The organism is Cellvibrio sp. KY-YJ-3, from assembly GCF_008806955.1.
GTDB lineage: Bacteria > Pseudomonadota > Gammaproteobacteria > Pseudomonadales > Cellvibrionaceae > Cellvibrio.
Genome location: NZ_CP031727.1, coordinates 1163780 through 1179328 on the forward strand (window position 1 = coordinate 1163780; position 15549 = coordinate 1179328).

At 53.9% G+C, this 15549-nt stretch carries 14 protein-coding genes; 7 read left to right on the forward strand and 7 right to left on the reverse strand.

From position 1 onward, the window contains the following. Positions 1-12: 12 nt before the first annotated feature. Positions 13-1050 (reverse strand): LysM peptidoglycan-binding domain-containing protein, encoded by a 1038-nt coding sequence (locus D0B88_RS04940; protein ID WP_151055585.1) that lies wholly within the window; start codon positions 1048-1050, stop codon positions 13-15. A gap of 154 nt (positions 1051-1204) precedes the next feature. Here D0B88_RS04940 and def point away from each other — a divergent pair, with 154 nt between their 5' ends. The 5 genes from def (at position 1205) to lpdA (ending at position 7002) form a co-directional block, all read left to right on the forward strand. After that, entirely contained in the window at positions 1205-1714 is a 510-nt protein-coding gene (gene def, locus D0B88_RS04945) for a peptide deformylase (protein WP_007638636.1), read from the forward strand. An 88-nt stretch (positions 1715-1802) separates the two neighbouring features. Next, positions 1803-2774 (forward strand): methionyl-tRNA formyltransferase, encoded by a 972-nt coding sequence (gene fmt / locus D0B88_RS04950; protein ID WP_151055587.1) that lies wholly within the window; start codon positions 1803-1805, stop codon positions 2772-2774. Then, positions 2768-4069, forward strand: a complete 1302-nt coding sequence (gene rsmB / locus D0B88_RS04955) for a 16S rRNA (cytosine(967)-C(5))-methyltransferase RsmB (RefSeq protein WP_151055589.1) — start codon at positions 2768-2770, stop codon at positions 4067-4069. Before fmt ends, rsmB begins: the two co-directional genes overlap by 7 nt. Before the next feature lie 83 nt (positions 4070-4152). Next, on the forward strand, positions 4153-5538 hold the full coding sequence (gene trkA / locus D0B88_RS04960; protein WP_007638633.1) for a Trk system potassium transporter TrkA: 1386 nt from the start codon (positions 4153-4155) through the stop codon (positions 5536-5538). Between the two features lie 42 nt (positions 5539-5580). Then, on the forward strand, positions 5581-7002 hold the full coding sequence (lpdA, locus tag D0B88_RS04965) for a dihydrolipoyl dehydrogenase (RefSeq protein ID WP_151055591.1): 1422 nt from the start codon (positions 5581-5583) through the stop codon (positions 7000-7002). Positions 7003-7075: 73 nt separating this feature from the next. On the opposite strand, the gene D0B88_RS04970 is transcribed toward lpdA, so the two are convergent. The 4 genes from D0B88_RS04970 to gmk all read right to left on the reverse strand — a co-directional run bounded on the left by D0B88_RS04970 (position 7076) and on the right by gmk (position 10660). Then, entirely contained in the window at positions 7076-7459 is a 384-nt protein-coding gene (locus tag D0B88_RS04970; RefSeq protein ID WP_151055593.1) for a RidA family protein, read from the reverse strand. A 23-nt stretch (positions 7460-7482) separates the two neighbouring features. After that, complete coding sequence (spoT, locus tag D0B88_RS04975; RefSeq protein WP_007638628.1) at positions 7483-9597, reverse strand: bifunctional GTP diphosphokinase/guanosine-3',5'-bis pyrophosphate 3'-pyrophosphohydrolase; 2115 nt, start codon at positions 9595-9597, stop codon at positions 7483-7485. Positions 9598-9657: 60 nt separating this feature from the next. Further along, a complete protein-coding gene (gene rpoZ, locus D0B88_RS04980) occupies positions 9658-9909 on the reverse strand; it encodes a DNA-directed RNA polymerase subunit omega (RefSeq protein ID WP_007638626.1) in 252 nt (83 codons plus the stop codon). A gap of 133 nt (positions 9910-10042) precedes the next feature. Beyond that, entirely contained in the window at positions 10043-10660 is a 618-nt protein-coding gene (gmk, locus tag D0B88_RS04985) for a guanylate kinase (protein WP_007638624.1), read from the reverse strand. A 199-nt stretch (positions 10661-10859) separates the two neighbouring features. Between gmk and D0B88_RS04990 the strand changes: the two genes are divergently transcribed. Together D0B88_RS04990 and D0B88_RS04995 are read left to right on the forward strand one after the other, a co-directional pair. Continuing rightward, positions 10860-11081, forward strand: a complete 222-nt coding sequence (locus D0B88_RS04990) for a hypothetical protein (RefSeq protein ID WP_007638621.1) — start codon at positions 10860-10862, stop codon at positions 11079-11081. Positions 11082-11303: 222 nt separating this feature from the next. Then, positions 11304-11963: a glutathione S-transferase family protein gene (locus D0B88_RS04995; protein WP_151055595.1), complete on the forward strand. Its 660-nt coding sequence runs from the start codon at positions 11304-11306 to the stop codon at positions 11961-11963. A gap of 33 nt (positions 11964-11996) precedes the next feature. Here D0B88_RS04995 and D0B88_RS05000 read toward each other — a convergent pair whose 3' ends face one another. Both D0B88_RS05000 and uvrD read right to left on the reverse strand, forming a co-directional pair. Next, the gene (locus D0B88_RS05000) at positions 11997-13148 is read right to left on the reverse strand and encodes a TRAP transporter substrate-binding protein (protein WP_151055597.1); all 1152 of its coding nucleotides are present in this window, start codon (positions 13146-13148) and stop codon (positions 11997-11999) included. A 104-nt stretch (positions 13149-13252) separates the two neighbouring features. Next, positions 13253-15475: a DNA helicase II gene (gene uvrD / locus D0B88_RS05005; RefSeq protein WP_151055599.1), complete on the reverse strand. Its 2223-nt coding sequence runs from the start codon at positions 15473-15475 to the stop codon at positions 13253-13255. Positions 15476-15549: the final 74 nt, after the last annotated feature.

Consider the following 15549-nt stretch of genomic DNA (forward strand, 5'->3'; position numbering starts at 1 on the left):
ATATATTACAGATTAGGGGTTGCGCACTTTATCCCTGACAGACAGTGGGCGGTCAGATTCCAATACCAATGCAAAACTCATTTTTTCAAAGGTGCGGAATACCATCAGCAAGCCGGCACGTTCATCGGGCAATGTAACTTTGCCGCCGCGCACCCGGTCACTCACTACTTCGCCCGCTTTAAAAATGGCCATTACATTGCCAATTTGCAAGCCTTCGCGCTCACCCTTGTTGATCATAACCACGTTGAACTTGCCCACTTGGGTTACACCGCCTTCAACGGCAATAATTTGGGCTTCAATTTCTGCGTCGGGCGCGCTCGGAAAGAAAATAGAGTCGACTGAGCGGTCTTCGCTAGGCAACAGGTTGTCGCCGGGGCGAACTTCTTCGTAGGTGCGCACTACATCCAGCGTCGCTATATCGCCGGTCATTTTATTGACTGCTACTGTGCCTATACCTTGGGCATAAACACCTAGGACTTCTTTGGTGACTGGATCTTTGAAGAGCTGGCCTTTGCGATATACACCGTAATTGGTGTAGTTGGCATCGAATTGGCCGCGTGCGTAGGCGCGATCACCGGCACCTACAATCAGGTGTTGTTGCTGACCTGCGAGCATATAAGGTGAGGCTTCCAGCACGCCGGGCTCAACAATTCGGCTGCGCGAGAGGAAGGCATCAATCTTATCGAGTGGAATAGCGCTGATGGCTTCATCCATCTGCTGAACGCGGATGCTGGGGCTCAATTTGGTTGCGCCGCCGGGAACCATTTTCATGGTGCGTTCCAGCGTCAAACGCGGTTGGCCATCCAGGTAAATCAACTTGATCAGGTCACCCGGGAAAATCAGGTGGGGGTTTTCAATCTGTGGATTAACGTGCCAAATCTCGGGCCACATCCAGGGGCTGTTTAAAAAGGTGCCGGAAATATCCCAGAGGGTATCGCCTTTTTTGACCGTGTATTCGTCGGGGTGACCAGTCTTAAGCAGGGCGTCATCAGCCCAGGAGAAGAAGCTGATCAAAGAGGCGGCCGCAACGGCCAGTAATATTTTTTTCATAGAAACCGATCCTGTTTTATTCGGTCCTGAGGCAGATAGACGTATAATAATAAGTTAAAGTCCATGCTGTTTCCGTGTGCACCGCATAAATCCTGTGCGATCATCATGTTAGCAGCGGTTATTACCTTTTTACTAGAAGTTTGTCACAAACACTATGGCCTTGTTACCTATCCTTGAATTTCCCGACCCACGGCTGCGCACTGTCGCCAAACCCGTCACAGAAGTGGATGATAAAATCCGTCAATTGGTCGACGATATGTTCGAAACCATGTACGACGCGCCCGGCATTGGTCTTGCTGCATCGCAGGTGAATGTGCACAAGCGTGTTGTGGTTATAGACGTGAGTGAAGACAAATCCCAGCCGCTGGTATTTATCAACCCCGAGATTGAGGTGCTTGATCCGGAGTTGAGTGAATACGACGAGGGCTGTTTGTCGGTGCCCGGTTTCTATGAAACTGTGGTGCGCCCCAATCATATCCGTGTCAAGGCGCTGGATCGCGACGGCAAACCTTTTGAGATAACCCCTGAGGGGTTGCTTGCAGTCTGTATCCAGCACGAGCTGGATCACCTCAATGGTAAGCTGTTTGTGGATCACATCTCGCCCTTCAAGCGCACCCGCATTCGCGCCAAGCTGGAGAAAAAACACAAGGCTGAGGCGCGCTAAGCGTGCGCAGCAGATAAAGGCGCTACGGGCGCCTTTTTTATTTTCTATCGTTATCGATTTAAACGCTTTGTAATTCGACAGGTTATTCATGAGCCAAGGTTTACGCATTATCTTCGCAGGCACGCCCGAGTTTGCCGCCGAGCATTTAAAAGCCCTGCTGGGCAGTCGCCATCAGGTGATTGCGGTCTATTCCCAGCCGGATCGCCCGGCCGGGCGCGGCAAAAAACTCAGCGCTAGTCCAGTGAAGGAAGTTGCACTCGCACACGATATTCCCGTCTACCAACCGCTCAATTTTAAAAGCCCCGAGGCGGTTGAAGCGCTGGCCGCGCTGAATGCCGATTTGATGGTGGTAGTTGCCTACGGATTAATCCTGCCCCAGGCGGTGCTCGCTGCTCCGCGCCTCGGCTGTATTAATGTGCACGCTTCGATCCTGCCACGCTGGCGCGGCGCCGCGCCCATCCAGCGGGCCATCGAAGCGGGTGATACGCAAACCGGCGTGACCATTATGCAAATGGATGTGGGGCTGGATACAGGCGATATGCTGATTAAGGCTTATTGTCCAATTTTGGCTGAAGATACCGGCGGCAGCCTGCACGATAGGCTCATCACCCTTGGTGCCCCGGCGCTTATTGAGGCGCTCGATTTGATTGAGTCCGGAGCCATTAAGCCGGAAAAACAGGACGACAGTTTGAGCAACTACGCGCCCAAACTCAGCAAAGAGGAGGCGGCGCTCAACTGGCAATTGTCCGCCGTTGAGCTTGCGCGCAAGGTGCGCGCCTTTAATCCCTTCCCCGTGGCGCACACCAAACCCGCAGGTGCGGGCGACGATCAACGTATGCGTGTTTGGGCCGCTAAAGCGTCCAATACTAACGCCAATGCCGCACCCGGCAGCATCACCCAGATCAACCCCGAAGGATTATGGATCGCCTGTAAGGAGGGGCAACTTGTGCTCGAAATGCTGCAATTGCCGGGGAAGAAAGCCATGAGTGTCGGTGAGATACTGCGCGGCCATCCCGATTTGTTTAGCCTTGGCCAACAATTGGAGCAGCCAGCATGTTAAGTGTGCGCGCTGCGGCGGCGCAGGTAATTGCCCAGATACTGCAGGCCAAAGGTTCACTTTCCAGCCTGTTACCCGCCATTTCCACAAAAATACCCGACAATGACCGCGCATTGCTGCAAGAACTGTGTTTTGGCACCTGCCGATTTTATCCGCAACTGCAGGCCTATACCGAATGCCTGCTGGACAAACCCCTGCGCGCCAAAGACAGTGATGTGCAGGCTCTGCTGCTGCTCGGCCTCTACCAACTGCTGCACACACGCATCCCCGACCACGCCGCGATTGGTGAAACGGTGGAAGTCACACGCCATATCAAAAAGCCCTGGGCAACCAACCTGGTCAATGGCGTGTTGCGCAGCTTCCAGCGCGATAGCGGTAGAATTAATGAATTTCTTGCTGAAAATCGCGCTTTTCAAAGCAATCATCCAGCCTGGATGGAGGCTATGCTGAGCAAATGTTGGCCCGCGCAATTTGCGCAGTTGATCGCCGCCAACAACCAGCACCCGCCGTTTAGCTTGCGCTTGAATACCCATAAGATCAGCCGTGACAACTATTTAGAGTTGCTACGTGAGATTAACATCAGCGCCAAACCCGCCCAGTACAGTCCCTACGGCATCACCCTGGAGCAGGCCTGCGACCCGCGCAAACTGCCATACTTTGCTGAAGGCTGGTTGAGTGTGCAGGACGAAGCAGCGCAATTGAGCGGCGATTTGCTTGAATTGTCGCCCAATTTGCGGGTATTGGATGCCTGCAGTGCTCCCGGTGGCAAAACCGGGCACTTGCTGGAGCTGGAGCCGAGCCTGCACCTGACCGCCCTCGATGCCGATGAGCGGCGCCTGACTCGCGTGCGCGAAAATCTGGCGCGCCTGGGAGTGAGCGCCGAGGTTGTCTGCGGCGATGGCACCACACCTAATGATTGGTGGGATGGCGAACTTTTCGATCGCATCCTGCTCGACGCCCCCTGCTCCGCCACCGGTATTGTGCGCCGCCACCCCGACATCAAAGTGCTGCGCACCCCGGAGGAGCTGGATAAACTCGGGGAACTGCAGGCCCAGCTGCTGAAAAGCCTCTGGTCACTGCTCAAACCGGGCGGCATTTTGCTCTACGCCACCTGTTCGGTGATGCCCAAGGAAAATACCCGTGTGATTGAAGCATTTATTGCGCGCCAACAAGACGCAATCTGCGACGAGCTGATGGTCGAGTGGGGGCTAAGTCAGCCCTGCGGCAGGCAACTGCTGCCGCAATTGGATGGTCACGATGGTTTTTACTACGCGCGCCTGCGCAAGGCAGATAAATAACTGGATACCCTAGGCAGCTCGCGGCAAAAGTGCGCAGCGAAGGCTAGACTTGGCGACAAATTGAGGCAGGTAACAGGCACTTTATGAAAATTATTATTCTTGGCGCCGGGCAAGTTGGCGGCAGTTTGGCGGAACACCTGGCGAGCGAAGCCAACGACATCACCGTGGTGGATACCGACGAGGCGCGACTGCGCGAACTGCGCGACCGGCTCGATATCAGCGTGATCACCGGCGAAGCCTCGCACCCCGACATACTCGAACAGGCGGGGTTGGGTGATGCCGATATGCTGGTGGCCGTAACCAGTGACGACGAAATCAATATGATCGCCTGTACGGTTGCCGAACACCTGTTCCACACGCCCACCAAGATTGCGCGGGTGCGCGCTACCTCCTACCTCACCCAGCAAAAGCTGTTTGATTCGGGCGCCATTCCCATCGATGTATTGATCAGCCCCGAGCAGTTGGTATCCGAGTATATTTTCCGCCTGATTGAGCAGCCCGGCGCCCTGCAGGTGCTCGACTTTGCCGAGGGCAAGGTGCAATTGGTGGCGGTTAAGGCTTATCACGGCGGGCCGTTGGTCGGACAAGAGCTGCGCTTTTTGCGCGAACACATGCCCTCGGTGGATACCCGGGTTGCCGCCATTTACCGGCGCAATCGCGCCATAATGCCCACCGGTACCACGGTGATCGAAGCCGATGACGAAGTGTTTTTTATCGCCGCCAAAGCCGATATTCGCGCAGTGATGAGCGAATTGCGCCGCCTTGAACTGGCCTATAAGCGCATCACTATTGCGGGCGGCGGCAATATTGGCCTGCGCCTCGCCAGAATGCTCGAAGGCCGCTACAACGTACGGGTTATCGAGTACAACAAAATGCGCTGCATCCGTCTCTCGGAACAGCTGGAGCGGGCGATTGTGATTCAGGGCAGCGCCTCGGACAAAGACCTGCTAATGGAGGAGAGCATCGAAGATACCGATGTATTCCTCGCACTCACCAACGACGATGAAGCCAACATCATGTCCTCCATGCTCGCCAAACGCCTTGGCGCACGCAAGGTGATGACACTGATCAATAACCCCGCCTATGTGGATGTGGTACAAGGTGGCGATATCGACATTGCCATCTCGCCGCAAACCACCACTATCGGCAGCCTGCTCACCCACGTGCGTCGCGGCGATATAGTGAACGTTCACTCACTGCGCCGCGGGGCGGCTGAGGCGATTGAAATTATCGCCCACGGCGACGCCAAGTCATCCAAGGTGGTCGGCAAGGCGCTGGAAGATATAGATCTGCCCGAAGGTGCCAACATAGGTGCGATTGTGCGCCAAGGGCCGGACGGCGACGAAGTGGTTATCGCCCACGACGATGTGGTGGTGCAATCCGGCGACCACGTCATAGTGTTTCTGTTGCAAAAGAAACATATTCGCGATGTAGAAAAACTCTTTCAGGTGGGTTTCAGTTTCTTTTAAGCTCGCCCTCTTACCTATTTCCCTCGTCCAAAGGAGCAGCACATGACCGCCATTAAAACCCAACTCGTTGTACTCGGCAGCGGCCCCGGCGGTTATTCCGCCGCCTTCCGTGCCGCTGACCTCGGCCTGGAAGTCACCCTAGTCGAGCGCTATTCCAGCCTCGGCGGGGTGTGTTTGAACGTCGGCTGTATTCCCTCCAAGGCACTGCTGCATGTCGCTGAGGTGATGAACGAATCGCACCATGTCAGCAACCTCGGCCTGACCATGGGCCCGGTAAGTTATGACCTGGACAAGGTGCGCGCCTATAAGGATTCGGTAGTCAGCAAGCTGGTGTCCGGGGTGGGTGCCATGGCCAAAGGCCGCAAGGTGCGGGTGGTAGAAGGTTATGGCAGTTTTACCGGCGCCAATCAATTACAAGTGGTCAAGGGCGATGAAACTACCCTGATCGACTTCGATCACGCCATTATCGCCGCCGGTTCGCGCAGCGTAAAACTGCCCTTTATCCCCGAAGATCCCCGCATTTTTGACTCAACTGGAGCCCTCGAGCTGCGTTCGGTTCCGCCGCGCTTGCTGGTGATTGGCGGCGGCATTATTGGTTTGGAAATGGCCACAGTATACGAAGCCCTGGGCAGTAAAGTGACGGTCGTAGAGTTTGCCGACCAACTGGTGCCCGCCGCCGACAAAGACCTGATTGCGGTCTATAACAAATACACCAGCGGCAAATTTGAAGTGCTGCTGTCCACCAAAGTGGAAGCCGTAACCGCTAAGCCTGAGGCGATTGAAGTAGCCTTTAGCGGCGCCAATGCCCCCGCCGAACCCCGTCAGTTTGACGGCGTATTGGTCGCCGTCGGCCGGGTGCCTAACGGTAAATTGATCGGCGCGGAGAAAGCCGGGGTCAATGTGGATGAGCGCGGGTTTATCGCCGTCAACCAATACCTGCAAACCAATGTGCCGCACATTTATGCGATTGGCGACATCATCGGCCAACCCATGCTTGCGCACAAAGCCACCCACGAAGGCCATGCCGCCGCCGAAGGTGTTGCCGGTCATCCACACGCCTTTGACCCTATGGCGATTCCCTCCATCGCCTACACCAACCCGGAAATCGCCTGGGTCGGCCTGACCGAAAAAGAAGCCAAACAACAGGGGCTGGACTACAAAACCGCCGTTTTCCCTTGGGGCGCCAGCGGCCGCGCCATAGCTGCCGACCGCAGCGAAGGCAAAACTAAGTTGATTTACGACGCCAAAACCGATCGCCTGCTGGGTGCCGGTTTGGTTGGTGTGCACGCCGGTGAACTGTTGGGTGAACTGACCCTGGCGCTGGAGTTTGGCGCGAGCGTGGAAGATATCGCCCTCACCATCCACGCCCATCCGACTCTACACGAGTCCGTCGGTTTGGCGGCGGAATTGGGTGCAGGCACGATTACGGATTTGCCTAATCCCAAGGCGACACTGAAAAAGTAAATCGGTTGTCTGAGCAACAAAAAGGCCGATCAGAGCAATCTGATCGGCCTTTTTATTAAACGGCTGTGATGAGTTAGATCACCATAATCCCATCTGCTTCAATCAGTGAAGCACGTGGTAATTGGTTGATGCCGATAGCGGCTCGCGCCGGGTAGGGTGGTTGGAAATACTGGCCCATGACTTCATTCACGATTGGGAAGTTGGCCAAGTCGGTGAGGTAGATGTTGAGTTTGACTATGTCTTTCAAACTGCCATCGGCGGCTTCACACACGGCAGCGAGGTTTTTGAAAACCTGATGGGCTTGGGCAGCAAAATCGCCATCCACCAATTGCATGGTTTTCGGGTCGAGCGGAATTTGGCCGGAGAGGTAAACGGTGTTGTTGACTTTCACCGCCTGTGAATAAGTACCTATAGCGGCGGGAGCGTTATCGCTGTGGATAATGGCTTTGTTGGTCATGGGGAAACCTTAATGGTGAGTGATTAATTTTTAGAGCGATTCACGCGAATCACAAAACTCAGGGTGCGGATGCGGCGCATGATGTTGGCGAGATGGATGCGGTTATGTACGCCGATACACAGGTGGATCACGCTGTTGTGAGCGTCGCGCTCGTGCACGTTGATGTGCTCAATGCTTGCGCCCTGTTCGGTGATGCGGGTGGCGAGGGTGGCGATAATGCCGCGCTCGCTTTCCACTTCCACGCGCACGTCCACCAAAAACTCACCGCTGACGGTAGCAGCCCAGTTAACCTGGCTGATTTTATCGGGGTAATTGCGAATCTCGGCGATATTGCGGCAAGTGTCCTGGTGAATCACCAAGCCTTTACCGGAGCTGACATGGCCGATAATCGGGTCGCCGGGAATCGGGCGACAGCAGCGCGCGAAGCTGATCATCATGCCTTCGGCGGAATCGATGGTAATCGCCGAGTTAGCAGAGCCGGAGCGCGGCTTGAGTTCGGCATCCGGCTGCAGCAATTTCACCAGCGAATAAACCACTTTGTTGCCCAGGCCTATCTCTTCATAGAGTTTATCCATGGACTCCAGTTGCGCGCCGCTCAGCAGTTTTTGCTGCAGCTCCTCGGGCAAATGTTCCAGGTCCAACTGGATTTCGCTCAGGGCGCGGCTGAGCATGCGTTTGCCCAAGCTGACCGATTGATGATGGCGCTGGTGTTTGAGGTAGTGACGAATCGCTGAACGCGCCTTGGCTGACACTGCAAAATTGAGCCAGCTGGGATTCGGCTGCGCGCCTTGAGCGGTGATAATCGCCACCTTTTGCCCAGATTGCAGCGGCTGCGACAGTGGCGCCATGCGGTCATTAATGCGGCAGGCAACGCAGGTATTGCCGACATCGGTATGCACGGCGTAGGCAAAATCGACCGGTGTTGCGCCGGTGGGCAGCTCGACAATTTTGCCTTTGGGAGTAAATACATAGACCTCGTCGGGAAAGAGGTCGATTTTCACGTTCTCGATGAATTCGAGGGAGTTGCCGGCATTTTTCTGCATTTCCAGCAAACCCTGCACCCATTGGCGCGCGCGGTTGTGGCTGGCGTTGACGGGTTCGTCACTATTGGATTTGTACAGGAAATGGGCGGCGATACCGCTGTTGGCCATTTCGTCCATTTCCTTGGTGCGGATTTGTACTTCGATCGGCACCCCGTGCATGCCTACCAGCACAGTATGTAGCGACTGGTAACCATTGGTTTTGGGGATGGCAATGTAATCCTTGAACTCACTGGTCACCGGCTTGTAAAGGTTGTGCACCACGCCCAGCACGCGGTAGCAGGTGTCTACCGAGTCCACCACTATGCGGAAGGCGTAGACATCCATAATCTCTTTAAAGAATTTTTTCTTTTGACGCATCTTTTCGTAGATGCTGAATAAGTGTTTTTCCCGGCCAATCACAATGGCGTTGATACTTTCTTTTTGCAGGCGTTTTTCAAACGAGGTCTGGATTTGTTCGACTAATTCTTTGCGGTTGCCGCGCGCGGTTTTGAGCGCCGCTTGCAAACGGGTGGCGCGCAGCGGATACATACAATAGAAGCTGCGATCTTCCAGCTCCAGGCGCACCTCATTCATACCCAAACGGTGGGCAATAGGGGCGTAAATTTCCAGGGTTTCTTTGGCAATGCGGCGCTTTTTGTCGGGCGGCATAGCGCCCAGGGTACGCATGTTGTGCAAACGGTCAGCGAGCTTGACCAGTATCACGCGCAGGTCATTGGCCATGGCCAAGGCCATCTTTTGAAAGTTTTCGGCTTGTTTTTCGGCGTGGGATTCAAATTCGATCTGGGTCAGCTTGGATACGCCGTCCACCAAATCCGCCACCGCATCGCCAAATTGGCCGGAGATTGCTTTTTTACTGATGCCGGTATCTTCAATCACGTCGTGCAGCATGGCCGCCATCAGGCTCTGATGATCCATGTGCATGGTCGCCAAAATGTCAGCAACCGCGAGAGGGTGTGTTATGTAAGCTTCGCCACTGCGACGTTTTTGGCCGTCGTGGGCTTGTTCGGCATAGAAGTAGGCGCGCTTCACCAAATTGATTTGGGAAGGTTCCAGATAAGACGATAGCCGGTGGCTTAAAGCCTCTATGGTTTGCACGCCCTTCTCCAGACAGAATTGCCGCTATGGAGTATAGCGGCGACTGGCATGATCAAAATCTTAGATATCGTTCTCGTACACGCGCTCGGGTTTTGGCTGTGGCAGCGTGTCTTTCTCCAGCAGAATGCTGGCATCGATAAAACCTTCTTCAATTTCGCGCAGGGCGATAACGGTAGGTTTATCGTTTTCGGGTGCTACGTGTGGCTCTTTACCACCGATTGCCAATTGACGCGCGCGCTTGCTGCCAACCATAACCAGTTCAAACCGGTTATCAACGTGATCCAAACAATCTTCAACGGTAATACGTGCCATAACTTTGTGTGCTCTACTTGGTGTGATCTATAGGCGCTTGGGGTGGACAGGCAGCTGGGCTGCAGTCCGGTCGGCTATTATGCGTCAGCGGTGGCACCTGTGCCAACCGCACTGGGCACATTTAAACCAATAACTAAGCCAATAACTCCTTTAATAACTGGCTATGGCGCTCGCTTTGGCGTGCCAGGCGGATATGTTGGCTGGTAATCAGCGCCTGGAATTGTGCCAGCGCCACGGTGAAGTCGTCGTTGATGATCAAGTAGTCCGCTTCCACGTAATGCGACATCTCGCTAATCGCCTCGCTCATCCGCGCATCAATCACCGCCACATCATCTTGACCGCGACCGGTCAAGCGTTGACGCAAACAGGCCAATGACGGCGGCAGGATAAACAGGCTCACTGTGCCTGGCATCAAACGACGCACTTGCTCGGCGCCCTGCCAATCGATTTCCAGAATCACGTCGATGCCCTGCTTTAGCGTATCCACCACCCACTGCTGCGATGTGCCGTAGAGGTTGCTAAACACTCGTGCATGTTCCAGAAAGGCGCCCTGCTCCAGCATGGATTCAAACGTCGCGTGATCAACAAAATGGTAATTCACCCCGTCAATTTCACCGGGGCGCATAGGGCGAGTGGTGTGCGACACCGACACACAGACTTCGGGATTGGATTTTACCAGTGCGCTCACCAAACTGGTTTTGCCTGCGCCAGAGGGGGCAGAGACGGTATAGAGCGTGCCGAGGTTGGCCATAAGAGAACCTGTTTATAAAAAGGTGGGGCGAAAAAATGATTAGGGTTATGGAGGGAAATTATGGCACAGCCAGCGGCAACTCACAGCTGCCAAGCGATTCGCTGCACACCGCAGAGGTGAAAGCGCGTTGTAACAGGCATAAATCCCGCAACAACTGTGGCATAGTAATCCACTCTACCACCCATCGCACAGGCGCCCCATGTTACGTCAACTGCTTTCCATCACCCAAACTGCCGAACGCCTGCGTGTGCGCCCTGAATATGTGCGTGAGCTGGTTGCCAAGAAGCGGCTTGAGTTTATTCACGGTGAACAGTTGGATGCGGCGCAGGTAGAACAGCTTGCCAAGCTGATGGAAAAATTGCGCAAAAATGGCATAGCCACATTGGTAGAAATTTGCGCGCAGGATGACAAGCCGGAGTAACGCAAAAAATAGTGAATAAAGTCGATGCCTAATTGCACTTTGAGCGGCATTGCAAAAGTCTTTCAAGAAACAACGTCATAGTGGCTGTTCTGCCGCAACTCATCCCCTGAAAAAATAATCGCTCCCTGTCGATTTCCCTGGGGCCCGTTCGACTAGAAAGGAGCGCTCCTTTCTGATTAAACGGAGCGTTACTCTCTATCTTCCCAACTCAGGAGTTTCGCTATGCCTCTGCAACTTTTTGCCCATCCTTTTTCTTCCTATTGTCAGAAGGTACTGATTGCGCTCTACGAGAACGAGTTGCCATTTCAATTCCGCTTGTTGGGCCCGGATGAACCTGAGACGGGGGCGCAGTTTCAGGCCTTGTGGCCGATACGGAGAATGCCGGTGTTGCTGGATAACCGCAGGACGGTGGTTGAGTCGAGCATTATCATCGAGTACTTGGGACTGTATCATCCGGGTATGGTGCGGTTGCTGCCCGGAACGGTAGACGCGGCGCTGGAGGTGCGAATGATGGATCGTTTTTTCGACAATTATGTGATGACACCGATGCAGAAGTTTGTATTCGACAGTCTGCGGCCGGTGGATAAGCGCGATGCTTACGGCGTAGAAGAGGCGCGGGTATTGCTGGAGCGCGCTTATGCTTGGTTGGATGAGACCTTGGCTGGGCGTACCTGGGCGGCAGGGGAAGCGTTCAGTTTGGCGGATTGTGCGGCGGCTCCGGCATTGTTTTATGCCGATTGGGTTCACCCCATTGCCGAATCATTCGCGCGGGTACGGGCTTATCGGCAGCGTTTGCTGGCGCGGCCGTCAGTCGCTCGGGTGGTTGACGAAGCGCGGCCGTATCGGGGTTTGTTTCCGTTGGGCGCGCCGGATCGCGACTGATCCGGTGCTAGCTCGAAAAGAATATCGTCAGGTTTACTGCCGCTGTTGTTCGCGCACCTGATAATAGGTTTGCTCGGAAATTTTTTGATAATCCGCCGAGTCATCCATAAAGGCTTTGTAGGATTCGTAAACCTTTTTGAATTGGGGATCTTTTGCTGCCTGCTGCGCGTAAACCTCTTGGGAAATTTCGTAAAAGCGTGTTAAAACTTCATCGGGCAATTTGCGAATTTCCACGCCCTGCTGCTCCACCAATTCTTTTAAGGCGCGGCTGTTGTTGGCGGTGTAGCTGTCAAACATGTCCTGGCTCATGGCGCGCGCGGCGTAAGTGACAATCGCCTGCAAATCTTTGGGTAAATTTTCAAATGCGGTTTTGTTGATGATTAATTCCATCGACGGGCCCGGTTCATGCCAGCCCGGATAGTAATAATATTTGGCGATCTGCTGGAACCCGAAGGCTAAATCATTTTCTGGCCCCACCCATTCGGCTGCATCAATTACACCGGTTTGCAAGGCGGTATAAAGTTCGCCGCCGGGAATATTGACTGCCGTGCCGCCTGCTAAATTAAAAACTTCGCCTGCTAAACCGGGAATACGCATTTTTAAGCCGCGCAAATCTTTCACCGAATTAATTTCGCGATTAAACCAACCGGCCATTTGTACACCGGTATTGCCTGCCGGGAATGGAATTAAATTGAAGGGTGCGTAAAGTTCACGCCACAATTCCAAACCACCGCCGTGGTTGATCCAGCCATACAATTCTTGTGCATTCATACCAAAGGGCACAGAGGTAAAAAATTGTGCGGCGGGCACTTTGCCGCGCCAGAAATAACTGCCTGAGTGGCCCATCTCCACACTGCCGGATGAGACCGCATCAAACACGCCCATCGCGGGTACTAATTCGTTGGCGCCATAGACATGGATTTGCAAACGCCCGCCCGACATTTCATTAATCACGCGCGCTACATTTTCCGCGCCCACGCCCAAACCAGGGGTATTTTTCGGCCAGGAGGTGACCATTTTCCAGTGGTAGGTTTGTGTTGATACCGAATCGGAAGCGGGGTTGTTATGTGTTGTAAGTATTTGGGGTTTGGTTTTTTCCAGCACCAGTGCAGCAAAAACAGCCGCCAATGCGGCGACTAATACAACGATAACCAAGGGGTACCAATTTATTGTTTTGGTGTTCATAGCCTTTGTCTTATCCGTGATTGAACAATACAAAATAAATCATTATTTATTATCAACTCGCAGGGCGCTTTTGGGGAGCGCCCTGCCGGTTTTATGTGGCCTGCTTATAGCCCCGTCAACTTCGCGTATTGCATCACCAGACGCTTGATGCCGGTATCGGCGAATTTAATTTGAATCACGGCGTTGGGGCCCGAGCCTTCAAATTGCAAAATAACACCTTCGCCAAACATGGGGTGAGTCACGCGCTGACCGAGGCGAAAACCGGTGTCTTCGCCAGTGTCATACATGGGTTGGCGATTGGACGGTTGGGTAAGTGGGCGTTTAACGCTCACCGGGCGGGTAACTGCGGTTTTTAAACGCACTTCTTCGATACAATCTTCAGGAATTTCTTTCACAAAACGGGACACCGCGTTAAAGGTTTCATTGCCGTACAAGCGACGGGTTTCAGCGTAACTAATAAATAACTTTTCCATAGCGCGAGTGATGCCCACGTAACACAGACGTCGCTCTTCTTCCAATCGATCCGGGTCGTCCGCCGACATTTTATGCGGGAACAAACCCTCTTCCACACCGGCTAAAAACACCAGTGGAAATTCCAGCCCCTTGGCCGAGTGCAGGGTCATTAATTGCACTGCATCTTCAAATTCATCGGCTTGGGTTTCACCGGCATCGAGTGCCGCTGTATCTAAAAATTGTTGCAGGGGTGAGAGCTCTTCATTCTCTTCTTCCGCATCAAAGGCGCGGCAGGCGGTAATTAATTCCTGCAAGTTTTCGCCGCGCGCCTGGCCTTTTTCGCCTTTTTCATTTTGATGGAATAGCAACAAACCGGTGTCTTCTATCACCATTTTGGCGATTAAATCCAAGCCCGGCGTATCGCCGTGAATATCAATTTCGTTGGCATCCTGCGCGAGTTTGTTAATCAAACTTAAAAAGGATTGCAGCGCATTGCCCGCGCGTGCGGTGAGGACTTTATTGGCGAGCATCTGCTCTGCAGCTGTCCACAAAGAGCAGCCTTGTTCGCGTGCAAACAGGCGAATATCGTCCACGGTTTTTCCGCCAATACCACGCGTCGGGGTATTAATCACCCGTTCAAAACCGGCGTCATCGTGGCGGTTGCTAATCAAGCGCATGTACGCAATTGCATTTTTAATTTCGAGGCGATCATAAAAGCGCTGGCCGCCGTAAATGCGATAGGGAATTGCCTCGCGCAATAAAGCTTCTTCCAATACCCGCGACTGGGCGTTGGAGCGGTACAAAATCGCGATAGTTTTTTTCGCGTGGCCTTTGCGCGCCCAATCCTGAATCCGCTCGACAATAAAACGCGCTTCGTCCTGTTCGTTGTAGGCGGCGTAGAGCGAAATGGGATCGCCTTTGTCGCCGTCCGTCCACAGCTCTTTACCGAGGCGGCCGTAGTTGTGTTTGATCACCGCGTTGGCGGCTTTGAGAATATTGCCGGTGGAACGGTAATTTTGCTCGAGGCGATAAATGTGGGTGTCGGCAAAATCCTGCGAGAAGCGCTGGATATTTTCGATTTTTGCGCCGCGCCAACCGTAAATGGATTGATCGTCATCGCCCACCGCGGTCACGCGCGATTCTTTGCCCGCCAGCATACGGAGCCAGGCGTATTGCACTGAGTTGGTGTCCTGGAATTCGTCCACCAAAATAAACGGGAAGCGTTGGCGATAGTGTTCAAGGATGTGCGGTTTGTTGAGCCAGAGTTCGTGGGCGCGCAGCAGGATTTCGGCAAAATCTACCATGCCACCGCGCTGGCAATCCTCTTCGTAGGCGCGATAAATTTGCAGCATAGTGCGCACAAAAGGGTCGGTGGTTTCCTGTATGTGGCGGGAGCGCAGGCCTTCGTCTTTTTGCGCGTTGATATACCACTGCGCCTGTTTGTGCGGCCATTTGTTTTCGTCGATATTGAGCACTTGGTAAATGCGCTTGATCAGACGCAACTGGTCGTCGCTGTCCAGGATCTGGAAATTCTGTGGCAGGTCAGCGTCCTGCCAATGGGCTTTGAGCAGGCGATGGGCCAGCCCGTGGAAAGTGCCCACCCACATGGCGCGGCTGTTGATGTATTGATTGTTCTGATTGAACAGTTCATCCAACCGGCTGCGCATTTCGCGCGCAGCTTTGTTGGTAAAGGTCACCGCCATGATCGAATAGGGCGACATCTGCTCCACCTGAATCAACCAGGCAATACGGTGCACCAGCACGCGGGTTTTACCGCTGCCCGCACCAGCGAGGATCAGCTGGTTGGTTGCTGGCGCCGATACGGCTTCGCGCTGTTCGTTGTTGAGTTGATCGAGGAGGAGGGAAACGTCCATAACCTGAGCCAGTAAATGCATGAATGCGGGGATTTTACTGGCTAGATATACATATGACTATCTTTGTTTTAATC